Source organism: Rhizobium freirei PRF 81 (assembly GCF_000359745.1).
In the GTDB taxonomy this organism is placed as follows: Bacteria; Pseudomonadota; Alphaproteobacteria; order Rhizobiales; family Rhizobiaceae; genus Rhizobium; species Rhizobium freirei.
Genome location: NZ_AQHN01000084.1, coordinates 94,188 through 116,134, shown reverse-complemented (window position 1 = coordinate 116,134; position 21,947 = coordinate 94,188). Strand labels below are relative to the sequence as shown.

The window sequence follows — 21,947 nt, the reverse complement described above, 5'->3', positions numbered from 1 at the left end:
TAAAATGAAATAAAAGCCGCAAACCATATTTATATGGTTATGAATAGCGATGAGTATTCTACTCAGTTATCGTTCCCAGGCGCTTCACGGTGCCGATCAGTTGCAGCCCATGGCGCAGCGATGCCGCCGTCGCCACCACCATAGGCGGCAATAGCAGCCATTCCAATGTCCAGGCAGCCCCCGAGCGCTCCTGCTCGTGCACCAGCGACTGGTGAATGCCCGAAAGTTGGACGGCATTGAACCGGGCAAGCGTAACCAGCGTTTCGGCCGAGACCGGATTTTGTTTGTGCGGCATGGCCGAGGAGCCACCGCCACCGGCAAGCTCGATCTCGTCGCCGGCCTGCGCCAGAAGTGCAACATCCTGACCGATCTTGCCAAGGCTGCCGGAGATCATGGACAAGAGCCCGGCAAGCTCGGCAATGCGCCCCCTTTGGCTCTGCCATTGCGGCTCGTCCGTCAGGCCGAGCGCCTGCGCCAGCGAGCTCCGGATTTCGGCCGCCAGCGGCCCGAATTTTTCCAGCGTGCCGGCGGCACCGCCGAACTGCAGCGGGAAGGTCTCCTGCGTCAGCCGGTCGCGATATTGATCGAGCGGATGGCGCCATGCCCGCAGCCGATCCGACACGGTGATGGCAATCGCCGCCTGCATCCGCGTGTGGCCCATAAGCCTGTTCGCTCCGAAACGCTCCTCCAGCTTGGCGAGCGCGGATGATACGGCAAAGAGACGGCCGCTCAGGATAAAAGCCGCCGCCTTCAGCCGCATCATCAGGCTGGTATCGATGACGTCCTGGCTGGTGGCGCCGAAGTGAACATGCTTGCCCGCCTCTTCGCCGACAGCCTGGCGCAGCTGCCTTACAAGATCCGGTACGACGACGCCATCCGACGCCGTTGCCGTCTTCAGGCTCGGCAGATCAGGCTCGAAATTCGTGCAGACCTCCGCGATCCGCTGAGCCGCGGCCGGCGGGATCAGCCCATGCTGCGCCTCGACCTTGGCAAGTGCGGCCTCGAAGACGAGCATGGAACGAATGTCGGCCTTAGCGGAAAAATATTCCGCCATCTCCTCGTCACCGAGGAGACCCGAGAGAAACGGATGATCGAAAGGAGAAACGCTCATGACCTATATATCGAGGAAAACCGTCTCTTTGTCGCCCTGCAAATGGACATCGAAGGTGTAGACGGAGCCCTCCTTGACGGCAACGAGCGTCGCAACGCGATCCCTGTGTTCGATGCGCGCAAGCAAGGGATCTTCTGCGTTTGCTGCAGCCTCTTCCGGAAAATACATCCGCGTGTGCAGGCCGATATTGATACCGCGTGCGACGATCCAGAAGGTGATGTGCGGCGCCATCTTGCGGCCGTCCTTGAAGGGAACGCGGCCGGGCTTGATCGTCTCGAAACGGAAGACGCCGTCGGTAGAGCTGGTCGGGCAACGCCCCCAGCCGGCAAAATTCGGATCGGCCGCGCCGCGCAGTTCCGAGGGGCTGTTATAAAGCCCGGCGCCATCGGCCTGCCAGATCTCGAGGACCGCATCCTTGACCGGTGCGCCCGCACCGTCGAGAACCCTGCCCGTCACCGTGATGCGCTCGCCGAGCGTCTTGTCATTGACCATGGCGGAGCCGAGATCGGCCTCATAGACGCCGCCGATCTCGCTGTAATTCGGCGTAAGGCCGATGTGAACGTAAGGCCCTGCCGTCTGCGACGGAGTTTCCTTGAGATAGCCGAGTTCCTGTACCATCAATTGCCCTCCAGCCGGTTTTCGAACAGGGTCGAGCGGCGACCGCGCAGCACGATATCGAATTTATAGGCGCGGGCATCCATCGGTATCGTGTTGCCCCAGTCGAGCGGCGCAATCAGCTGCTCGATTGCCTGCTTGTCGGGGATCGTGCCGACGATCGGACACTTCCAGATCATCGGGTCGCCCTCGAAATACATTTGCGTGATCAGCCGCTGCGCAAAGCCATGGCCGAAGACGGAGAAGTGAATATGCGCCGGACGCCAGTCATTGACGCCATTCGGCCAGGGATAAGCGCCGGGACGGATGGTACGGAAGGCATAGTGCCCTTCATCGTCCGTAATGGCACGCCCACAGCCGCCGAAGTTCGGATCGATGGCGGCGAGATAGGTTTCCTTCTTGTGGCGATAACGCCCGCCGGCATTGGCCTGCCAGAATTCGACCAGGACGCCGGGTACCGGCCGGCCGCGCTCGTCGAGCACGCGGCCATGCACGATGATCCGCTCGCCGATGGCGCTTTCGCCGGGCTTGGCGAAATTATGGATCAGATCATTGTCGAGTTCGTTCAATATGGAATGGCCGAAGACCGGTCCGGTGATCTCGGAAATGGTGCCGTCGAGCGACAGCAGCGCACGCCGCGGCGAGCGCAGCACGGACGTCTTGTATCCCGGCGCAAAGGCCGGCGGATGCCAGGCGCGGTCTCTCGCAAAAAAGGCGCCTGTTTCGGGCTTGCTATTGCTTCTGTCGGACATGGTCTGCCTCGCTTCATGCCGCCTGTTCGGCGTCCATCTGTTCGAAAACCTGTTTGGCGATCTTGATCGCGTGGTTGGCGGCCGGCACACCGGCATAGATCGCCACATGCAGAAGCGCCTCGCAAATATCATCGCGTGTCGCCCCGGTGTTGCGCGTGGCCCGCACATGCATGGCCACCTCATCGTCCTGACCGAGGGCTGCCAGAAGCGCAATCGTCACGATGGAGCGCTCACGCCGGCTAAGCGTCGGGCGCGACCAGACGTGCCCCCAGGCAGCCTCGGTGATCAGCTCCTGGAAAGGCTGGTCGAACGCGGTCGATCCCTGCTGAGCGCGATCGACATGGCTGTCGCCGAGCACCGCGCGGCGTGTCGCCATGCCCTGCAAATAACGCTCGGATGGCGCGGTGGGGTCATTCATCAGGCTTGTTCTCCACGCAGGACGACGTCGATGAAGGCACGGATGACTTCGGTCAACGCCTCGGGTTGTTCGACGCAGGGGATATGGCCGGCGTCCTTGATCACTTCATAGCGCGCATTCGGAATGAGCTTTGCCGTCGACAGCACCAGTTCCGGCGGGGTAGAGCCGTCCTGGTCGCCGACGATGCAGATGGTGGGCACCGCGATCTTGGCGGCGGCTTCAGTCAGGTCGGCATCACGGAGTGCCGCACAGGTGGCGACATAACCTGCAATCGGCTGGCGGATCAGCATATTGCAATAGCCGGCATAGGCGATGTTTTCCGGACGGCGGAAGGTCGGCGTGAACCAGCGCTCCATGATCGCGTAGACGATGGATTCGATGCCATGTGCCTCGACCTGCGCAATGCGGGCATTCCAGCTCTCGGCGGTGCCGATCTTCGCAGCGGTATCGCAAAGGATCAGCGCCCTCACCAGATCCGGACGCCGCTGATAGAGCGACTGTGCAACCAGCCCGCCGACCGACAGGCCGCAAATGATGGCGTTCTTGACCGAAAGGAAATCAAGCAGGCCGGCAAGATCGGTCGCGTGATCCTCGATGGAATAAGGCATCTGGCCGAGATCGGAGAGGCCATGGCCGCGCTTGTCATAGAGCACGATGGCAAAATCGCCGGCCAGACGCACGATGACATCCCGCCAGATCCGGAAATCGGTGCCGAGCGAATTGACAAAGACAAGCACCGGCTTGTCGGCAGGGCCACCGATGATCTGATAGTGGATCGTGACGTCGTTGATGCGGGCAAACTGCACTGGAAATCTCCTCGGACACGAGATTGGATCTATAATCTGGTTAGGTAAAATGATATTTCTTTGCCCTACGATAACTCAGCGGTTATGAATAAACATGCTCGACGCGCGCATTAAGTTCCGCCATCTACAAACCTTTGTCGAGGTTGCGCGCCAGAAAAGCGTCATCAAGGCAGCGGGATTGCTGAATATCAGCCAGCCGGCGGTGACGAAGACGATCCGCGAACTGGAGGAGGCGCTCGGTGTCGCCGTCTTTGAACGCGACGGGCGCGGCATCCGCATTACCCGCTACGGTGAGGTCTTCCTGCGCCATGCCGGTGCTGCGCTGACCGCACTCCGCCAGGGATTGGATTCCGTCTCGCAGGAGCGTTCCGGTGAAGCGCCGCCGATCCGCGTCGGCGCGCTGCCGACGGTTTCGACGCGGATTATGCCTCGCGCGATGGACTTGTTTCTCAAAGAGGAGACCTGGAGCCGCATCAAAATCGTGACCGGCGAGAACGCCGTGCTTCTGGAACAGCTGCGCGTCGGCGATCTCGACCTGGTCGTCGGACGGCTTGCCAGCCCCGAAAACATGGCAGGCTTTTCCTTCGAGCACCTCTATTCCGAACAAGTCGTCTTCGCCGTAAGAGCCGGCCATCCGCTGCTATCCGACAAGCAATCGCCGTTTTCCGATCTCAGCCGCTACACGATCCTGATGCCGACGCGGGGCTCGATCATCCGCCCCTTCGTCGAGAGCTTCCTGATTGCCAACGGCGCCGGCGGCCTGCCCAACCAGATCGAAACCGTTTCCGACTCCTTTGGCCGCGCCTTCGTCCGCGCGAGCGATGCCATCTGGATCATCTCGGCCGGCGTCGTTGCCGGCGACGTCGATGACGGGCTGCTGGCGCTCCTGCCGATCGACACCAGCGAGACGAAGGGACCGGTGGGATTGACCATGCGCACCGACGGGATCCCAACCCTACCCCTGTCGATCCTGATGCAGACGATCCGCGAAGCGGCAAGCGAGGTTGCAAGGAAGCTGTAAAGCCAGCTCAGAACGGCAGGCCGACATAGTTTTCGGCAAGCGCGGTCGACGCGGCGCGCGAATGGGTGAGATAATCGAGTTCGGCTTCCTGGATCTTCTGGTCGAAATCGCTGGTATCGGGAAAGCGATGCATCATCGTCGTCATCCACCAGGAGAAGCGTACCGCCTTCCAGACCCGGGCGAGCGCCCGCGCTGAATAGGCATCCACTCCGGCATTGGAGCGATCCTGATAATGCTCGACAAGGCCTGAAAACAGGTAATGCACGTCGCTCGCCGCCAGATTGAGCCCCTTGGCACCGGTCGGCGGCACGATATGGGCGGCATCGCCGACGAGGAAGAGGCGGCCGAAGCGCATGGGTTCGGCCACGAATGAGCGCAGCGGCGCGATCGATTTCTCAAAGGACGGCGCGGTGATCAGCGCCTCGGCATGATGGGCGGGCAAGCGGTGGCGCAATTCGTCCCAGAAACGGTCGTCGCTCCAGTCCTCGACCTTCTCGTCGAGCGGACATTGGATGTAATAGCGGCTGCGCGTCATTGACCGCATGGAGCACAATGCAAAGCCGCGGGGATGATTGGCATAGATCAGCTCGTGATTGACGGGTGCCACTTCGGCCAGCACGCCGAGCCAGCCGAAAGGATAGACTTTCTCGAAGCTGCGAACCGCCCTTTCCGGCACCGATTTGCGGCTGACGCCATGAAAGCCGTCGCAGCCGGCGATGAAATCGCAATCGATACGATGCGAAATGCCGTCCTTCTCGTAGGTCAGATAGGGCGTATCGCCATCGAAACCGTGTGGCTGAACATTGGTGGCGCTGTAGATGGTCGGAGCGCCGCTTTCTTCACGGCGGGCCATCAGGTCGCGGGTCATCTCCGTCTGGCCGTAGATGACGACCCGCTTGCCGCCTGAGAGACCATGAAGATCGATGCGATGATCGCGGCCGTCGAAGGCGAGCGAGAAGCCGTCATGCGGCAATCCCTCCGCATGCAGGCGGACACTGGACTTCGCCTCGTCCAGCAACCGGACGGTGCCCTCCTCCAGCACGCCGGCGCGCACGCGGCCGAGAATGTAATCCTTGCCGACGCGATCGAGGATGACGTTATCGATCCCGGCCTCCGTCAGCAACTGGCCGAGCAAAAGCCCGGACGGTCCTGAACCGATAATTGCGACTTGAGTACGCATCATATCCTCCCATGCGAAACTTGCTTCAAGTCTCTTCGGCGCATCGCAGATCCGCAATGGACATTTCGGTCATGAAATTGCACAAATCGAACATGGCGAGGGAGAATAGCCATGACGAAGAACGTGCCGATCTATGATCTCTACGGCGAAAATACCGGCCGAAAGCCGGATTTTTGGCTTCATTGCGAGACTATCCCATCCCGCAGCAGCCTTCATCACTGGGAAATCCGCCCGCATCGGCATGAGAGCTTCTTTCAGATCTTGTACATAGACGCCGGATCCGGCGACGCCATCTTTGACGGAACTCCTCACGCCATCACCCCACCCGCGATCATTACGGTGCCGCCACGCCTCAATCACGGCTTCCGATTTTCGCGTGATATCGATGGTTTCGTCATCACGGTGCTGATCTCGCATCTCAAGGCTTCACCGGGTGATCGCAGCCGGCTGGGCACCTGGCTTGCCGATCCGCATCTGACCTTACTCGATACGCAAAACGAAGATGCAGCGCATGTCGCCGGCACGCTGAGGCGCCTGGGCAAGGAGTTTGCCAGCCACCGCAATGGCCGTACCGATCTGCTCGAAGCCTATCTGACCACCGCATTGCTGCTGACGGCGCGCATCGCCCAGAACGCCGATGAAGGGTCGAACCCTGATGATGAAGGCGAACGCCGGATGGAGATGCTGCAAGGCCTCATCCAGCGCCACTTCCGTTCGCACAAGCCTGCCGCCTTTTATGCCGAAAGCCTCGGCATCTCGCCAGCGCATCTCAGCCGCATCGTGCGCGGCCGAACGGGGCACGGCGTACATGAGCTGATCACGCGCAAATTATTGGACGAGGCCAAACGCGAGCTGGTCTTCACCTTCGCGACCGTGCAGGAAATCAGCTATCGCCTCGGCTTTGCCGACCCAGCCTATTTCTCCCGCTTCTTCGTCAAGCAGACCGGCCAGACGCCCCGCGCCTGGCGTATCGAGGAGCGGGAGAGGCTTGGGATGTGAAGCTTACGGCAGCACCAGCCGCAGCGCCTTCTGTGTCTCCTTCAGCAGCGGCAGGAACCGCTCCGCCATCTCGGCGGCTGCGACGTAGGCGGCGGGTGCGCCGATATTGATCGCCGCAACGGTCTGCCCACGATCGTTTTCGACCGGGACGGCAATCGAGCAGAGGCCGATTTCCAGCTCTTGGTCGATAACGGCATAACCCTGCTCCCTCACCCGGCGGAACTCGGCCATCAGTTCCTCGGGATCGGTCTTGGTATTTGGTGTATTCGCCTTGAGGTCGGTCCGCTCAAGCACCGAACGCGCCTCGCTTTCCGGCAGGGCCGCCAGCAGAACGCGGCCCATCGAGGCGCAGAAGGCAGGAAGGCGACTGCCCGGCGTCAGGTTGATCGACATCACCCGGCGCTGCGAGGCGCGGGCGATGTAGACGACTTCCGTTCCGTCAAGCACCGAAGCGGAAGCATTCTGCCCGGCGCGCTCGGCAAGCTGATCGAGATGAGGCTGAATGATGATCGGCAGCGGCGTCGCGGCCAGATAGGCATGGCCGAGCCGGAGGATCTTCGGCGTCAGCGTGAAGAATTTCCCGTCAAAGACCGCATAGCCGAGCTCCGAGAGCGTCAGTAGCGAGCGGCGCACGGTGGCGCGGTCGAGCCCGGTCAGCTTCGATGCCTCGGCAATCGTCAGGCGCTGCCGCGTCTCGCCGAAGGCCTCGATGACTTTCAATCCTCTGGCAAAGCCACTGACGAAATCTGTTTCGCGCATCTCGTATCCCCAAATCTTGGCCATTTTGTGCGATATATGAACAAATGTCAAATATCGCACAAACTCGTTGACGATCCCGAACCGAAGGCGCTTATTGACGCGCACAGAGGACTGCATTTGTTGAGGAGACCCTATGGCGAAGATCCTATCGCTTTCGCAGGCGGTGGCGGAGAATGTGCGGGACGGCGACACCGTCGCGATGGAAGGGTTTACCCATCTCATTCCCTACGCCGCCGGCCACGAAATCATCCGTCAGGGCAAAAAGGATCTGTTCCTGATCCGCATGACGCCGGACATTCTCTACGACCAGTTGATTGGCGTCGGCGCAGCCCGAGGCATGAAATTTTCGTGGGGCGGCAATCCGGGCGTCGGCTCGCTCCATCGCTTCCGCGACGCGGTCGAGAACCAGTGGCCTCGTCCGCTTGAGATCGAGGAGCATTCGCACGCCGCCATGGCCAATGCCTATGAGGCCGGCGCGGCCAATCTGCCCTTTGCCATGCTGCGCGGCTATATCGGCGCCGACCTGCCCAAGGTCAACCCGAACATCAAGAGCGTTACCTGCCCCTTCACCGGCGAAGTCTTGGCCGCCGTCCCTGCCATCCGGCCAGACGTTTCCATCATCCATGCGCTGCGTGCCGACCGGAAGGGCAATGTGCTGCTCGAAGGCATCGTCGGCGTCCAGAAGGAGGCGGTGCTCGCCGCCAAGCGCTCGATCGTCACGGTCGAGGAAATCGTCGACGAATTGAACCCGCCCTCGCCGAACTCCGTCGTGTTGCCGACATGGGCGGTAACCGCGGTCGCAGTCGTGCCGGGCGGCGCATTCCCCTCCTATGCGCAGGGCTATTATGCCCGCTCCAACGCCTTCTATATCGCCTGGGACGAAATCGCCCGCGATCGCGACAGCTTCCAGGCATGGATCGACGAGCATGTGATGAAGGCCGGCCCGGAGGATTTTGCCAAATATGCCGGCAAGCAGCCGGTCAAGTCGGCGTGAGGAGGTCAAGATGAGCGATTTTACGCCTACCGAAATGATGACGATTGCAGCCGCCCGCGCGCTGACGAATGACGACGTCTGCTTCGTCGGCATCGGTGCGCCGTCAGCTGCCTGTAACGTCGCCCGGCTGACCCATGCGCCCGACATCACCTTGATCTATGAAAGCGGCACGGTCGGCACCAAGCCCGATGTGCTGCCGCTGTCGATCGGCGACGGCGAGCTTTGCGACACCGCACTCTTCACTGTTTCCGTGCCTGAGATGTTCCGTTACTGGCTGCAGGGCGGCCGCATCACCACGGGCTTCCTCGGCGGCGCGCAGATCGACAGGTTCGCCAATCTGAACACGACCGTCGTCGGCCCTTACGATCACCCCAAGGTTCGCCTGCCTGGCGGCGGCGGCGCACCGGAAATCGCCAGCAATTGCGGCCAGATTTTCATCACCATGGCGCTCTCCAAGCGCGGCTTCGTCGAAAAGCTGCCTTTCATCACCTCGATGGGCCACGGCGAGGGCGGCAATCATCGCGAGCGCCTGGGCATGAAGACGAAAGGCCCGACTCGCGTTATTACCGATCTCTGCATTCTCGAACCTGATCCGGTCACCAAGGAATTGACTGTCGTGTCGATCCACGAAGGTGTAGCCCGCGAACAGATCATTGAGAATTGCGGCTGGGCGATCAAGTTTGCCGACGAGGTCATCGAGACGCCCCCGCCAACCGAAACCGAACTATCCGTCCTGCGCGACATCAACGCGCGCACCAAGAAAGCCCATGAGGCAGCCTGATGACCGACGCTTTTATCTGTGACTACATCCGCACCCCGATCGGCCGCTTCGGCGGATCGCTCTCCTCCGTTCGCGCCGACGATCTCGGCGCCGTGCCGCTGAAGGCGCTGATCGAGCGCAACGGCTCGGTCGACTGGGAAGCCGTCGACGACGTGATCTATGGCTGCGCCAACCAGGCCGGCGAGGACAACCGCAATGTCGCTCGCATGGCAACCCTGCTTGCCGGCCTGCCGATCTCAGTACCCGGCACGACGATCAACCGGCTCTGCGGCTCGGGCATGGATGCCGTCATTGCCGCAGCCCGCGCCATTCGCGCCGGCGAGGCCGAGTTGATGATCGCGGGCGGCGTCGAAAGCATGTCGCGCGCCCCCTTCGTCATCCCCAAGGCCGAAAGCGCCTTTTCGCGCAACGCCGAGATCTACGACACCACCATCGGCTGGCGCTTCATCAATCCAATGATGAAGAAACAGTATGGCGTCGACTCCATGCCGGAAACCGGCGAGAACGTCGCGGAGGACTGTAAGGTCACCCGTGAAGATCAGGACGCCTTTGCCGTTCGCTCGCAGGCAAAGGCTGCAGCCGCACAGGAAAATGGCCGGCTTGCCAAGGAAATCACCTCCGTCACGATCCCGCAGCGCAAGGGCGATCCGGTCGTCGTCGGCAAGGATGAGCATCCGCGCGCCACGACGATGGAAGCGCTTGCCAAGCTCGGCACGCCTTTCAAGAAGGAAGGCGGCACGGTGACGGCCGGCAACGCCTCCGGCGTCAATGATGGTGCTGCCGCACTCATCATCGCCTCCGAAGCCGCCGCAAGGAAATACGGTCTGACGCCGATCGCCCGCATCCTCGGCGGCGCTGCCGCCGGTGTGCCTCCGCGCATCATGGGCATCGGCCCGGTTCCGGCTTCGCGCAAGCTGATGGCTAGACTCGGCATGCGCCAGGAACAGTTCGACGTCGTCGAACTCAACGAAGCCTTCGCCTCGCAGGGGCTTGCCGTACTGCGCGAACTCGGCATTGCCGATGACGACGCCCGCGTCAATCGCAACGGCGGCGCCATCGCGCTCGGCCATCCCCTCGGCATGTCCGGCGCCCGCATTACCGGCACCGCCGCCCTGGAGCTCAAGGAAACCGGCGGGCGCTATTCGCTGTCGACCATGTGCATCGGCGTCGGCCAGGGCATTGCCATCGCCCTCGAACGGGTCTGATCGCTCCGATCAGCCCCGGCCTGCCGCATGGGCGGCGGGCCATGTTTGCTGACGATTCTAAAATGCCGGGCTGGCGTGGAGGTCTTCGGCATACAGCGAAATGCAGGCGGCTCGCAGACCGTACACGCGTGTTGAAATGAAGATCGGGATCGCGCGGAAATCGCCTTCGAGCATGTCGCGATAACCGGATCGCCCGGTCTAATCACCGTTGTCTTGAGCATCGGCATCGTCACGGACGAAATTCGCTATGCTCCTTGCCTTTGCGGTCTTGTCGTACCGAGCTGACGTTCAAGCCGATGCCTGCCACCGGCGCCGTTCTGGCTGCCTGACGGCAATCGGATGCTTGAGCGGCGGAGCCGGCCGGCCGATAAAGTATCCTTGGACAGCGTCGATGCCAAAGGATTTGACCAGGTCCAGTTGCTCCTCATTCTCAACGCCCTCGACCAGGATGCGATGGCCGCGATTGCGCACCAGGCCGATAATGTCCTCGAGAAGGATCTTGGCGCCCTCGCTGCTTGCCGCATCGTGCAGGAACGACTTATCGATCTTGACGGTCTCGAATTCCATCAGGCGCAGCCAGGAGAGGCCCGCAAATCCTGTTCCGAAATCGTCCAGCCAGAATTTGATGCCCAGCCGCTTCAGATCCTGAATGCTGTCGAGCACGTCCGGACGGATCTCCATATCGACGCCCTCGGTGATCTCGAAGGCGATCCTGTGCCCTGAAATGCCTGTTTCGGCGAGGATGGCGGCAACTTGCGCCGCAAAGCCGGGCGCCCGCAGCTGGATCGGCGAGACATTGACGCTGACCGTTTCGACGATGTTGCGAGAGAGCAGCTCGCAGCACGCACGTCTGATCGCCCAGTAGCCGAGCTCTATGATGGCGCCGGTACGCTCCGCTATCGGAATGAACATTGCCGGCGACGCACTCGACCCGTCGAGCAATTGCAGACGCATCAGGGCCTCGTAGGCGCCGATTTCCCCGGTGTCGAGATATTGGATCGGCTGATAGACCAGCGAAACAAGGTTCTGCTGAATGGCGATCTTCAAAATAGCCGCGATATTCTCGCTCGCATCGCCGCCGGGCAATTCGTTCGGATCGAATAGTCTTGCACAATTCCGGCCGCTGGCCTTCGCGGAGTAAAGGGCACGGTCGGCTTCGTTGATGACGTTTTCGAGCTTGGTGCCGGCCACGTCTCTGGTAATGGTCGCACCGACGCTGACCGTGACGTGCTGGAAACCATCCAGCCGCTGCGCATGGACGATATCGAGAGCTTCGATCCCCTGGCAGATGGCGTCCGCCAGAGCAAGGGCATCCGCGCCGCGGTCCAGATCGAGAATGACGATGAACTCTTCGCCGCCATACCGCCCCACCGTCGCGCCTAAAGGAACCACGATATCGGACAGGGCGTTGGCGACGGTGACGAGACAATGGTCGCCTTCCTGATGCCCATAGTAGTCATTGTATTTTTTGAAGAAATCGACGTCGACGAGCAGCACGGCAAATGCCACTGCGTCCTGGCGCCAGCGCTCCCAGAACTGCTTCAGACGAATATCGGCAGCTCTTCTATTTTCCATCCCCGTGAGGGAGTCCGTGATCGACAGGCGCAGAAGGGCCTCACCGCGCTCCGCCGCCTGGCGCTGCTGCAGCTCGGCTTCTCTGGCATTGAGAAAGACGTTGAAACGCTCCTTGTTCAGTTTCCAGTTCACATAGGACGTGAAAACAAAGCAGCAGAGATAGAAGGTCGTGAAAGCCAGGCAGTAGGCGGTGCTGTAGTGAAACTCGGCAAGCGACAGCAGGAAAGAGGCGAAGATCAGGCCGGACGAGGCGATTGCCAGGCCGAATTCGAGACTGAAGAACAGATTGACGCCCATCATGAAGATCGCGCCGAAGGCGGCATAATAGGAAAATGCCTCGGCATTGCTGGTCTGCAGCGCCGGCACCAGCCACACGACATATCCCAAAACCACTGCGGTGGCGCATGTGGCTTCAAGCTCGCCTGCGGGACGCTTGCGCGCAAACTGGATTTCGAGAACCAGAAGCGAGGTGAGCCCGATCATGAAGCGCGCCGGAATCGTCACCTGCGAGACGTCGGGAATGAAAACCAAGTCCGTTATCAGGAAAAGGATATAGACGGGCACAGCAAGCCACAGACCGCTGCGCGCTACGGCGCGGCGTGCCTCGTTGCTATAGTCCTTATAAAGAGCGCGAAGTCCGATGGCGCCGCTTGTCGGGCGTGCCTTTTCCCGGCCAGGATCGCTTCCTCTCGACAGTCGACGCATGTTCACCATTACCCGAGTTCGCCGAGACTTCATGTCCACCGCAGTTAGCTTTGCGTCGCTCTATTGAACAGATTGCTTGCTTTACCGGGCTGCTACTTTGGTTCGTTTGATAGCGACAGCGTTGCAGCAGTGACATTAACAAAACCATAGCGCTCACATTTTATGTGCGATATGGTTTTTATAGTCTTCACGGAATCATTTAAAATTGAAACAATTCCAAACTGCTCTCGACGGCTACAGCCTTGTGACCGCGCAATCGATCTCGAAACATACGAGATCGGCGGTTAGCAAATTTTCGAACGATCAGATCAAGGAGGGCGAGGCCGAACTCGCCCTCGTTCTTTCCCTGGCGCAGCAGGCATTCGAAGCGAATGCCCCTGTTCAAGACACGATGAAAGCCCTGACCGAACGGCTGCAGGCACTGAAAAGCAAGACGACACCCATGACCTGGGCACATCTCACCTCCCTGGCACAGGTGCATCCGGTCTCGTCTTTCCTGCTTCAGGACCCCCTGACCCGCTGGTCTTTCGAGAAGCCGCGCGGCTATAGCGGCGACGCCCAACTGCTGGATTTTATTTACGAACATCCGGCAGTTGACGTTCAAGTCAAGGCGGCGTCGCCGCTCGGCGCCGAGATCTACGACTTCACCCGCATGGCAGCATCCGCAGTCGCCGTGCGCGAAAGGCGTGATCTCCTTGCCGCGCATGTCGACACTGTGGCCGATGGGACGGAGAACGCGGAAGTTCTGGCGATCGCCGCCGGGCATCTTCGCGAGGCGGAGCGTTCCAACGCTCTCAAGAGCAACAAGCTCAAGCGCTGGGTCGCACTCGACCAGGATCCCATCAGCGTTGGAACGGTCAGTTCGGCCTTTCGCGGCACCTGCATCGAAGCGGTCAACGGCTCCGTTCGTACCATTCTCGGACGCGCGCAGAAGCTTGGGACCTTCGATTTCATCTATGCGGCCGGCCTTTACGACTACTTGGCCGAAAGCGTTGCGGTGAAGCTGACGGAGCGCTGCCTGCAGATGCTGAAACCGGGCGGCAAGTTCCTTCTGGCAAATTTTGCACAGGATATCGGCGTGGAAGGCTACATGGAAACCTTCATGAATTGGCCGCTGATATGGCGAACGGACAGGGAAGTCCAATCGATCATCGACAAGGTCAAGCACCCGATTACCGACAGCGCCGTCACGCGCGGCGAAAACGGCGGCGTCATCTACGCCGTGCTGACCGTGTAGCGCATCGGATCGTCACTGCCGACCGAGCCGCATAGCGGCTTGGCCGGCGGAGTCGGAACACCGTGAACAATAGAGGATAAGCCAGTACGATGACGGCAAAGGCCGCAGGCAGCGCTATATCCCGATCGAACATGTGCTTGCGCAGCATGTAGCCCGATATCAGATATGGCGTATTCCAGAGAACCGCCCCGAAGAAGGTCGCGGTGGCAAAGCCTTTTGCAGGTACGGCAAGCACCCCTGCGGGAAAGGCGATATAGGCCCTTGCAAAGGGTATGATTTGGCTGACGAACGTCAGGGCAAACCCGCGATGACGGTAGCCGTCTTTCAGTCGCCAATACCATTCGCCGCCGATGCCGAGACGCCGGCCGAGCCGCACGGCAAGAAGGTCACCGCGCTCAGCGCCGAACCATCGGCCCAACACGTACCAAAACAGCGAACCTGCCGTTGATCCCGTGGCCGTAATGGCGACCACCCATGGCAGATCGCTCGGATCCGACACGCCGAACATCCCAAGCGCAATGAGCATGCCGCCCGAGGGTATGATAGGTATAAGCTTTTCCACCGCGGCACAGAGGAGAAAACCGAACAGCCCCCATGCAGCCAGGGCAGGCAACAAGTCGAGGAAATCGGACTGATCGATCATGCCTTGGCCACCAGCCGCTTCGGCGGCTTCCGCTTGACGATCTTGTAGACCCGGGCGGGCGGAAAGTTGCGCAGCACGCGCCCATGCAGCGTCGCCTTGAAGCCGAAACGATCGAGCAGCCGATGCGGCACCGGACAGCGAAGCCCATAAGTGAACTGATAGAGCGCGCCCCCTTCGCGCAGCCGCGACAAGGCGCCGTCGAGAATCGCAACCACCACTCTTGGCGACATGTTCAAGAGCGGCAGGCCGCTGATCGCGCAGCCGAATGGGAGATCTTCGGGCGAGATATGCATGTCGAGCCTTGCGGCATTGGCACATAGGACGCGCGCATGGGGAAAGCGCCGTTGCAGCATATCCGCGAAGTCGGTACTGAACTCCACCAGCGTCAGGTCGCTTTCGCGAACGCCGCGAGCAAGCAGCGCTTCGGTGAAAACGCCCGTTCCCGGCCCAAGTTCGAGAACAGGCCCTGCGGCGGGGTCCACTTCGCTCGTGATGAGATCCGCCAGCATCGCGCCGGACGGTGCTATTGCGCCCACCATCCGCGGATTGGAAAGAAGAGTTCGAATGAATAATGACGTATTGGACATGAGTTCCCGTCCGTGCGGTCCTGGAGTTTCGGCTATTTCACTCGCCACTCCTACCGTCGCGCCGATTGCGGGAACATTGCATCCTCAGAGAGAACGTCGCTCTATCCCGCCAAAGGGAAACTCAATCTGAAGGCCGCGCCGCCAGTCGGCCCCTCCAGCACCTGAACCTGTCCGCCATGAAGCCGGGCAATTTCCTGGACGAGGTTGAGACCAAGACCGAACCCCTTGCCGTGGCCGGACAGCCGGTGAAATGGCTCGAAGACGCGCCCCCGCTGCTCGGCCGGAATGCCGTTGCCCTCGTCCGTCACCGTGATGCCCGTTGCCCGGCCGACATGCACCGTAATGCTGCCTTGCCGCCCGCCATGCTGGATCGCGTTCTGCACCAGATTGGTAACGGCGCGCTCAAGTGCGACGCGATCGCCGAAAATTTCGACCGCATCCTCATCCGCCAGGAAACAGGGCTCGTAATTGGCGGCGATGGCAAGCGGCGCCAATTCGGAAACGACGTGGCGCGCGACATCGACGAGATTGACCGGAGCGGGCTCGAAACGATGGTTGAGACGCTGCAGATCGAGGAACTGCTCCGCCAGCGTCGCAAGCCGCACGGTGTCCTCGAAGATCCTCTCCTTCAGCGGCCCGGAAGGAAGGCCGTCAAGGCGGGCTTGCAGGATTGCGACGGGCGTACGCCACTCATGCGCAAGGTGAGCAAACAGGCGCTTCTGGCGCTCGTGACCTTCATCCAGCCGGCTGAGCGCGTCATTGACGGCTTCGACGAGCGGCAAAATCTCCTGCGGGACATTGTCGACGGGCAGCCGCGTCCCCTGTCGATCGATGTCGATCTGCCCGGCGCGGGCGACGGCGGAATCGAGCGAGGAAAAGGCACGGCGAACCACCATCGGCGCCGCAACCATGGTCGCGACCGCCGTTACGGCGAGCAGCGGCAAGAGGGTACTGAAAAAAATGAGGCTGGTAGCGGCCATGACCCGGGACGGCGAAACGCCACCGTCAATCCCGGTCAGAACCTGCACCTCGCCGATCGGGGATCCAACCCATCGAAGCCGCGCGGCAGGCACGGCATTGCCGCCAAGATTGCCGCCGAAGCGACCCTGGCCGATGCCGTCGAGCGTGCCGCCGATGTTGGCATAGGCCTGCGGCACGGCACCCTCGGCAATCGTCGCCCCGCTGCGGTCCCTTACCACAAACCAGAGACCCGGCAGCTCGGCGCGCCGCGCCACGAGCATAGGCGTTACCTTGACGGCAAGTGCGCCATCTTTGTCTCGCTCGATCGATTGCGCGATCGCGTCGATGGTTTCGTCTTCCGGCTGAAGCGAGATGACGCTTCCAGTCGTCCAGAGGGCCGCAACGATCAGGAGCGCCAATATGCTCAGAAAAACCGCCTGCAGGGAGGCAAGTTGCCGCACCAGGCGCCAACGCAACGAAGGCTGGCTTGCACTCATGAGGTCGGCTTCATGAGGTAGCCGATGCCGCGCACCGGATGGATTTCGAGGCCGGCATCGACGGAAATGAGCTTCCGGCGCAGGCGGGAGATATGGGCGTCGAGCGTATTCGATTGAATATCGTCATCGAAGCCGTAAACGGCCTCTTCGAGCATATGCCGCTGAACGGTGCGGCCGAGCCGGCGGGCGAGCGTTTCGAATACCAGCAGTTCCCGACGCGGCAAATCGAGCCGGCAGCCGTCGATTAGCGCTTCGCGGCCGTCGAAATCGTAGGATACCCGGCCGAAATTGACCACGTCGACACGGACATCGCCCGGCCGGCGCATGACGGCGCGCAGGCGCGCGAGAAGCTCCTCGACGGCAAAAGGCTTGACGAGATAATCATCGGCCCCGGAGTCAAGGCCGTCTATGCGGTCGTCGAGTTCACCGCGGGCGGTCAACATGATGACGGGTGCGCTCACGCCATTCGATCGAAGCTTGGGAATGAGCGAGAGGCCGTCACCATCGGGAACCTGCCGGTCGAGCAGGATGACATCGTAGACGACGATCATTGCCGCCTCTTCGGCATCGGCAAGCGTTGTCATATGGTCCACAAGAGCATCGCGCGTGCGCAACGCACTACAAAGTGCGGAAGCCATTTCCGGCTCGTCCTCAAGCAGCAGAATTCGCAATGTCACCCCTTTGCGCAAAGAATGTTCGAATTGCATAGGCTCATTGCGGGAACATTGCGACCCCGATTTTGCCCCACCCATGCCGCCGTCGCTGACGAGGAACGCCGGTGACGATCGGGCAGGCAATATCGATGACAACTAGGGCCGGCGGCGCAACAGGGGAAGGCAGCGATTACCCTCCCCTGTCTGGGTTGCGACGGGATGATTTTCAAGCGTAAGCCACGGCACACGCAGTCGCTTGGCTGCGTGCAGCAGCTCACGCTCTCGGCTCCCTCGAACCGTCGGCCAAAGGCCATTTCCAAACCGGCCTTCCCAGCCGGCCGAATGCCATGAAGCGCTCATTCGCATCGGTTCCATCCTAATCGAAGCGGCGCAGATGCGGCGGCGTGAAATAGGGCAAGCGCGAGGTGCTCTGCCGCTCGGGAAGACCGATATCGCGAAGCTGGTAGTCCGACAGCTCAGCGACCCGCATGCGCGTCTGCCGCTGCCTCCAGATGACAAACAGCAAGGCGCGCGCGGTCCTCCACGCACCGAATTTCTGGTACAGTTCATCGACCGTTGCCGTTAAGCTCTCAGCAACCAGTAATTGTGAAGACGTCATTATCTTTTCCTGGCGCCATCAAGCGGCCAGGTCCTCTGAAGCTTGACCGGCTTCAGGAGCTGATACGTCGAAGACGCATCAAATTATTCCCGCAGCAAGTCTTATGGGTTTAACGGAAAAGTGCCTAAGTGGCGGCAGATAAAGCGTTTAGGAGCTTTAGTTAAAGATACGTCGCGAATTCGGTGCAGCACACACCATATTCATCGAGATCAGTCCGCCAGAGGCGTTGTTATGCATTCGTGGATGTTGCATTGCACGCCTCCTCTGTTTGATTTGCGGACGTGCGTATAATACGCGAGATCCGAGGATCGGCAACCCCACAATTTCGAATTGCAGCCATCTCGCGCAATGTGTTGCATTGATACAACAGCAGACGCCGCATGATGAGAGCGCGGCGCGGTGCAAAATCGCGCCCTCGGAAAGGCTGCCCGGTGTTGAGACGTGACTAGAACGAGTTGACGATCCCGCCGCCGGTGCGCATCTGCTGAACCATGATATGAGCATGATAATGCATGGCGCACTTGATCGCGTAGATCTGCAGAATGATCGGGGACCGGCGATGCCGCAGCAGCTTCAGAAACCGCTGGCGGTACACGGCGCGCAAATCCGCTTCCTTCACCCGGCTCATCAGCCTGACGAAGATGCCGAACGCTTCGAACGCCCATGTCGCGTTGAGAGCGAGCAACCGTAGTGGATGACGGCGCAGATGCCGTAAGCGCGTGCTTTCCGGTTTGATATTCCCATCGATATAGAGCGCGTCCAGCCGATCGAAATAGGCGGCCGGCTGATGCAGGTCGCTGAGGACCGAGAGATATCCGTCCCGCAAGGTTTCGCGGGAAAGATTAAGGGGAATGACATTCGTGCCGTAGGCTGGCGGATCGTCGTGATCGAGCCGCCCTTCCTTGGCGAGACGCGTATAGAGCGGCGTCTTCGGGATAGCGGCCAGCATCCCGATCATGGCATTGACGATGCGGGCATCCTTGATGAACACACGCTGCGCATCGAAAATCGTCGCATCGTCGCTGTCGAAGCCAAGGATCATGCCGCACCAGACTTCCATGCCGGTCTGCTGGATGCTGTGGATCTTCTCCAGCATCGTCCCGCCCTTGCGCAGGTTCTGCAGCTTCTTGGTTTCTCGCAACGCCTCCTCGTTCGGCGTCTCGATGCCGATGAAGACGACGCGGATATTGGCGTCGACCATCAACTGCATCAGCTCGGCATCGTCGGCCAGATCGATCGACGCTTCCGTCAGGAAGGTCATCGGATAATGACGGCTCTCCTGCCAGGCGACGACATCGCGCAAGACCTCCTTGATCGCCTTTTTGTTGCCGATCAAATTGTCGTCGACGATGAAGGCCGTATCCATGCCGGAGGCCAGCAGAGCCTCCATTTCGGCGATGACCTGGGCGCTTTGTTTGATGCGCGGCTTGCGCCCGAAGACGACGATAATATCGCAGAAATCGCAGGTGAAGGGACAGCCCCGCGAGAACTGCACGCTGCCAACGGCATATTCATCCATCTTCAGGAGATCGAAGCGCGGCACCGGAACCTTGCTCATATCCGTCTTGTCGGATTGTTCGTAGCGCCGCGCGTGGTTGCCTTCCTCCCATTCAAGGAGGAATTTCGGCCAGGTCTCCTCCGCCTCGCCGATGAAGGAGACATCAACGAGATTGCCGAAATAATCTTCCTTGACCGTAATCCAAGGTCCGCCGACGACGGTGAAGCAATTGCGTCGTTTGAGTTCGGTCAGGATTTCCGTCATCCGGAAGCGCTGGACGATCATCCCGGTCAGCGCGACGATATCGGCCTTCTCGCACAGGTCGAAGTCCAGCGGTTCGACATTCTCGTCGACGAGGGTGACGGTATGTTCCGAAGGCGTAAGTGCCGCCAGCAAGGGCAGGCAGGCCACCGGAAGATTAGCCTTCACGTCGAACAGCGGCAGTGCGTGTTCCATCCCCCAATAGGAGGTTTCGAAACGCGGATTGATAATGACGATATGAGCCATTGAATATGCCGCTCCATGACTGCGAAGATCTGGTTCGGTACTATGTCAAGCTTGCATGTCATTCGTGCCGCTTGCGCTGGCATTGGAGCAGCAAAGCGGCTTTCAACAGGAAGGCAGCATTAGCAGCCCTGCATGAGCCCAAAATTAAAAACTGCGGGCGATATTGGCAATCTGTCACGCACGTTTTCAGGCCGCCAGAGTTTTTTTCGGACGACAATGTCGAAATGGCCGAGACGCAATCGTCTTCATTGAGGCGGGTCGCGAGAGAGGAACACCGGATCCTTCCTGCCACAAGTCGAATTGTCAAAGAGGAACTGGGAGATGAGTTCATCATATCGTTGGGTAATCGTCGGTGCCGGGGCGCTGATGACCTGCGTCGCGCTCGGCGCAATGTTTTCCTTGGCGATCTTTCAGGTGCCGATCGCTGCCGACACGGGTTGGTCGCATGCCGGTATTGCCGCGGCCATGACGCTGAACTTTCTCGTCATGGGGCTGGGCGCCTTCGCCTGGGGTGCTGCGAGCGATCGCTTCGGCATACGCATCGTCGTCGTCATCGGAGCATTGCTGCTTGGGCTGGCGCTTGTCCTGGCGAGCAGGGCAGGATCGCTTCTGCAATTCCAGCTGACCTACGGCATCCTCGTCGGTGTCGCCGCCAGCGCCTTTTTCGCGCCGATGATTGCGGCAACGACCGCATGGTTCGACAAAGGCAGGAGCCTTGCGGTATCCCTGGTTTCCGCAGGCATGGCCGTCGCCCCGATGACCGTATCGCCCTTTGCCCGTTACCTTATTTCCGCCTATGACTGGCGCTTCGCCATGCTTGTCATCGGCATCATGGCCTGGGTCCTTCTCATACCGGCAGCGCTGCTGGTGCGGCGGGCGCCTATTCTTGCCGATAAAGCCGGTTCAGACGGGCAGGCGACGGAACAAAGCCTGCCGCTTGGCCAGATTTTCCGCTCACCGCAATTCCTCGTTCTTGGGGCGACCTTCTTTGCCTGCTGCGCAGCCCATTCCGGCCCGATCTTTCATATGGTCAGCTACGCGACGATCTGCGGCGTCGGGCCGATGGCCGCCGTCAGCATCTATAGCGTCGAGGGGCTGGCGGGCCTTGGTGGTCGCCTGTTTTACGGGACGCTTGCAGATCGGGTCGGCGTCAAGCCGGTGCTGATCGCCGGCCTTCTGGTTCAGGCCGCCGCGCTTGCCACCTATCTGCTGGTGAGCGAACTCGGGGAATTCTATGCGCTGGCCGTCGTCTTCGGCAGCGCCTATGGCGGCGTCATGCCGCTCTATGCCGTGCTGGCGAGGGAGTATTTCGGACCTCGCGTCATCGGCACGGTCTTCGGCGCCGCTTCGATGCTGTCGAGCATCGGAATGGCCGCTGGCCCCCTGATCGGCGGCTGGATATTCGATACCTTCGCCAATTACTCCTGGCTGTTCATCGGATCGTCCGTGGTGGGACTGGGTGCTGCGGCCATCGCCTTCGCCTTCCCGCCGATGCGGCGCCTGCGGCTGCAAGCCGCATGATAAAGGCCGAAAACGGTCCGGATCGGCACCTCCGCGGTTCGCCGGGTGCGTCGCATTTCGACGTGCCTGGCGCCGCCTTTCCGGACTGAATACGGCGCTGCGGCGCCGGACCGCGATATATTCGTGTCTCTCGATGCTTACACACAGTTTTCCATAAGCGGCAGCAGTTGCAGGCATTGCAATTTTCAATTTTTGGCCAACACTCACCAACGCATCAGGGGCGTGATCTCCTCGCGGAGGGAATCGGGAGAGCACCCGCTGGCACGACTTTCCGCGCCTCTTCGGCGCGGGGGCCCTGCATAAT

General features: G+C 60.7%; 21 protein-coding genes. 7 read left to right on the top strand and 14 right to left on the bottom strand.

Features of this window, described 5'->3' with window-relative positions; genetic code table 11:
* Positions 1-58 precede the first annotated feature (58 nt).
* The 5 genes from RHSP_RS23975 to pcaD are packed head-to-tail and all read right to left on the bottom strand — an operon-like array spanning position 59 to position 3,702.
* Entirely contained in the window at positions 59-1,111 is a 1,053-nt protein-coding gene (locus RHSP_RS23975) for a 3-carboxy-cis,cis-muconate cycloisomerase (protein WP_004124483.1), read from the bottom strand.
* Between the two features lie 3 nt (positions 1,112-1,114).
* On the bottom strand, positions 1,115-1,729 hold the full coding sequence (gene pcaG, locus RHSP_RS23970) for a protocatechuate 3,4-dioxygenase subunit alpha (protein ID WP_037154188.1): 615 nt from the start codon (positions 1,727-1,729) through the stop codon (positions 1,115-1,117).
* The gene (gene pcaH, locus RHSP_RS23965) at positions 1,729-2,478 is read right to left on the bottom strand and encodes a protocatechuate 3,4-dioxygenase subunit beta (RefSeq protein WP_004124477.1); all 750 of its coding nucleotides are present in this window, start codon (positions 2,476-2,478) and stop codon (positions 1,729-1,731) included. The genes pcaG and pcaH overlap by 1 nt, the downstream gene beginning before the upstream one ends.
* Positions 2,479-2,491: 13 nt before the next feature.
* Positions 2,492-2,896 (bottom strand): 4-carboxymuconolactone decarboxylase, encoded by a 405-nt coding sequence (gene pcaC, locus RHSP_RS23960; protein ID WP_004124474.1) that lies wholly within the window; start codon positions 2,894-2,896, stop codon positions 2,492-2,494.
* Positions 2,896-3,702 carry a 3-oxoadipate enol-lactonase gene (pcaD, locus tag RHSP_RS23955; RefSeq protein ID WP_004124471.1) on the bottom strand — a complete coding sequence of 269 codons (807 nt, stop codon included), beginning with the start codon at positions 3,700-3,702 and terminating at the stop codon, positions 2,896-2,898. The genes pcaC and pcaD overlap by 1 nt, the downstream gene beginning before the upstream one ends.
* Positions 3,703-3,796: 94 nt before the next feature.
* Between pcaD and pcaQ the strand changes: the two genes are divergently transcribed.
* Positions 3,797-4,723, top strand: coding sequence for a pca operon transcription factor PcaQ (pcaQ, locus tag RHSP_RS23950; protein WP_004124468.1), 927 nt, complete (start codon positions 3,797-3,799; stop codon positions 4,721-4,723).
* 7 nt (positions 4,724-4,730) lie between these two features.
* Here pcaQ and pobA read toward each other — a convergent pair whose 3' ends face one another.
* Complete coding sequence (pobA, locus tag RHSP_RS23945; RefSeq protein WP_004124465.1) at positions 4,731-5,903, bottom strand: 4-hydroxybenzoate 3-monooxygenase; 1,173 nt, start codon at positions 5,901-5,903, stop codon at positions 4,731-4,733.
* 111 nt (positions 5,904-6,014) lie between these two features.
* Between pobA and RHSP_RS23940 the strand changes: the two genes are divergently transcribed.
* Positions 6,015-6,902 (top strand): helix-turn-helix domain-containing protein, encoded by an 888-nt coding sequence (locus tag RHSP_RS23940; protein WP_004124461.1) that lies wholly within the window; start codon positions 6,015-6,017, stop codon positions 6,900-6,902.
* 3 nt (positions 6,903-6,905) lie between these two features.
* On the opposite strand, the gene RHSP_RS23935 is transcribed toward RHSP_RS23940, so the two are convergent.
* Positions 6,906-7,661 (bottom strand): IclR family transcriptional regulator domain-containing protein, encoded by a 756-nt coding sequence (locus RHSP_RS23935; RefSeq protein ID WP_004124458.1) that lies wholly within the window; start codon positions 7,659-7,661, stop codon positions 6,906-6,908.
* Positions 7,662-7,794: 133 nt separating this feature from the next.
* Between RHSP_RS23935 and RHSP_RS23930 the strand changes: the two genes are divergently transcribed.
* The 3 genes from RHSP_RS23930 to pcaF are packed head-to-tail and all read left to right on the top strand — an operon-like array spanning position 7,795 to position 10,641.
* On the top strand, positions 7,795-8,655 hold the full coding sequence (locus RHSP_RS23930; RefSeq protein ID WP_004124455.1) for a CoA transferase subunit A: 861 nt from the start codon (positions 7,795-7,797) through the stop codon (positions 8,653-8,655).
* 10 nt (positions 8,656-8,665) lie between these two features.
* A complete protein-coding gene (locus RHSP_RS23925) occupies positions 8,666-9,436 on the top strand; it encodes a CoA-transferase subunit beta (RefSeq protein WP_004124451.1) in 771 nt (256 codons plus the stop codon).
* Complete coding sequence (gene pcaF / locus RHSP_RS23920) at positions 9,436-10,641, top strand: 3-oxoadipyl-CoA thiolase (protein WP_004124448.1); 1,206 nt, start codon at positions 9,436-9,438, stop codon at positions 10,639-10,641. Before RHSP_RS23925 ends, pcaF begins: the two co-directional genes overlap by 1 nt.
* Before the next feature lie 288 nt (positions 10,642-10,929).
* On the opposite strand, the gene RHSP_RS23915 is transcribed toward pcaF, so the two are convergent.
* The gene (locus tag RHSP_RS23915; protein WP_157385422.1) at positions 10,930-12,930 is read right to left on the bottom strand and encodes a putative bifunctional diguanylate cyclase/phosphodiesterase; all 2,001 of its coding nucleotides are present in this window, start codon (positions 12,928-12,930) and stop codon (positions 10,930-10,932) included.
* 196 nt (positions 12,931-13,126) lie between these two features.
* On the opposite strand from RHSP_RS23915, the gene RHSP_RS23910 reads away from it, so the two are divergent.
* Entirely contained in the window at positions 13,127-14,158 is a 1,032-nt protein-coding gene (locus RHSP_RS23910; RefSeq protein WP_004124441.1) for a class I SAM-dependent methyltransferase, read from the top strand.
* On the opposite strand, the gene RHSP_RS23905 is transcribed toward RHSP_RS23910, so the two are convergent.
* The 6 genes from RHSP_RS23905 to RHSP_RS23880 all read right to left on the bottom strand — a co-directional run bounded on the left by RHSP_RS23905 (position 14,133) and on the right by RHSP_RS23880 (position 20,122).
* Positions 14,133-14,801 carry a DedA family protein gene (locus RHSP_RS23905; protein WP_051074139.1) on the bottom strand — a complete coding sequence of 223 codons (669 nt, stop codon included), beginning with the start codon at positions 14,799-14,801 and terminating at the stop codon, positions 14,133-14,135. The two genes, RHSP_RS23910 and RHSP_RS23905, sit on opposite strands and share 26 nt — an antisense overlap.
* Positions 14,798-15,388: a class I SAM-dependent methyltransferase gene (locus RHSP_RS23900; protein ID WP_037154182.1), complete on the bottom strand. Its 591-nt coding sequence runs from the start codon at positions 15,386-15,388 to the stop codon at positions 14,798-14,800. The genes RHSP_RS23905 and RHSP_RS23900 overlap by 4 nt, the downstream gene beginning before the upstream one ends.
* 101 nt (positions 15,389-15,489) lie before the next feature.
* Positions 15,490-16,845, bottom strand: a complete 1,356-nt coding sequence (locus tag RHSP_RS23895; protein WP_037154177.1) for a sensor histidine kinase — start codon at positions 16,843-16,845, stop codon at positions 15,490-15,492.
* Positions 16,842-17,516, bottom strand: a complete 675-nt coding sequence (locus tag RHSP_RS23890) for a response regulator transcription factor (protein ID WP_037154531.1) — start codon at positions 17,514-17,516, stop codon at positions 16,842-16,844. The genes RHSP_RS23895 and RHSP_RS23890 overlap by 4 nt, the downstream gene beginning before the upstream one ends.
* Before the next feature lie 358 nt (positions 17,517-17,874).
* The gene (locus RHSP_RS23885; RefSeq protein ID WP_004124432.1) at positions 17,875-18,117 is read right to left on the bottom strand and encodes a DUF1127 domain-containing protein; all 243 of its coding nucleotides are present in this window, start codon (positions 18,115-18,117) and stop codon (positions 17,875-17,877) included.
* A gap of 445 nt (positions 18,118-18,562) precedes the next feature.
* Complete coding sequence (locus RHSP_RS23880) at positions 18,563-20,122, bottom strand: B12-binding domain-containing radical SAM protein (protein ID WP_004124431.1); 1,560 nt, start codon at positions 20,120-20,122, stop codon at positions 18,563-18,565.
* A 321-nt stretch (positions 20,123-20,443) separates the two neighbouring features.
* On the opposite strand from RHSP_RS23880, the gene RHSP_RS23875 reads away from it, so the two are divergent.
* On the top strand, positions 20,444-21,643 hold the full coding sequence (locus tag RHSP_RS23875; RefSeq protein ID WP_004124429.1) for an MFS transporter: 1,200 nt from the start codon (positions 20,444-20,446) through the stop codon (positions 21,641-21,643).
* Positions 21,644-21,947 lie beyond the last annotated feature (304 nt).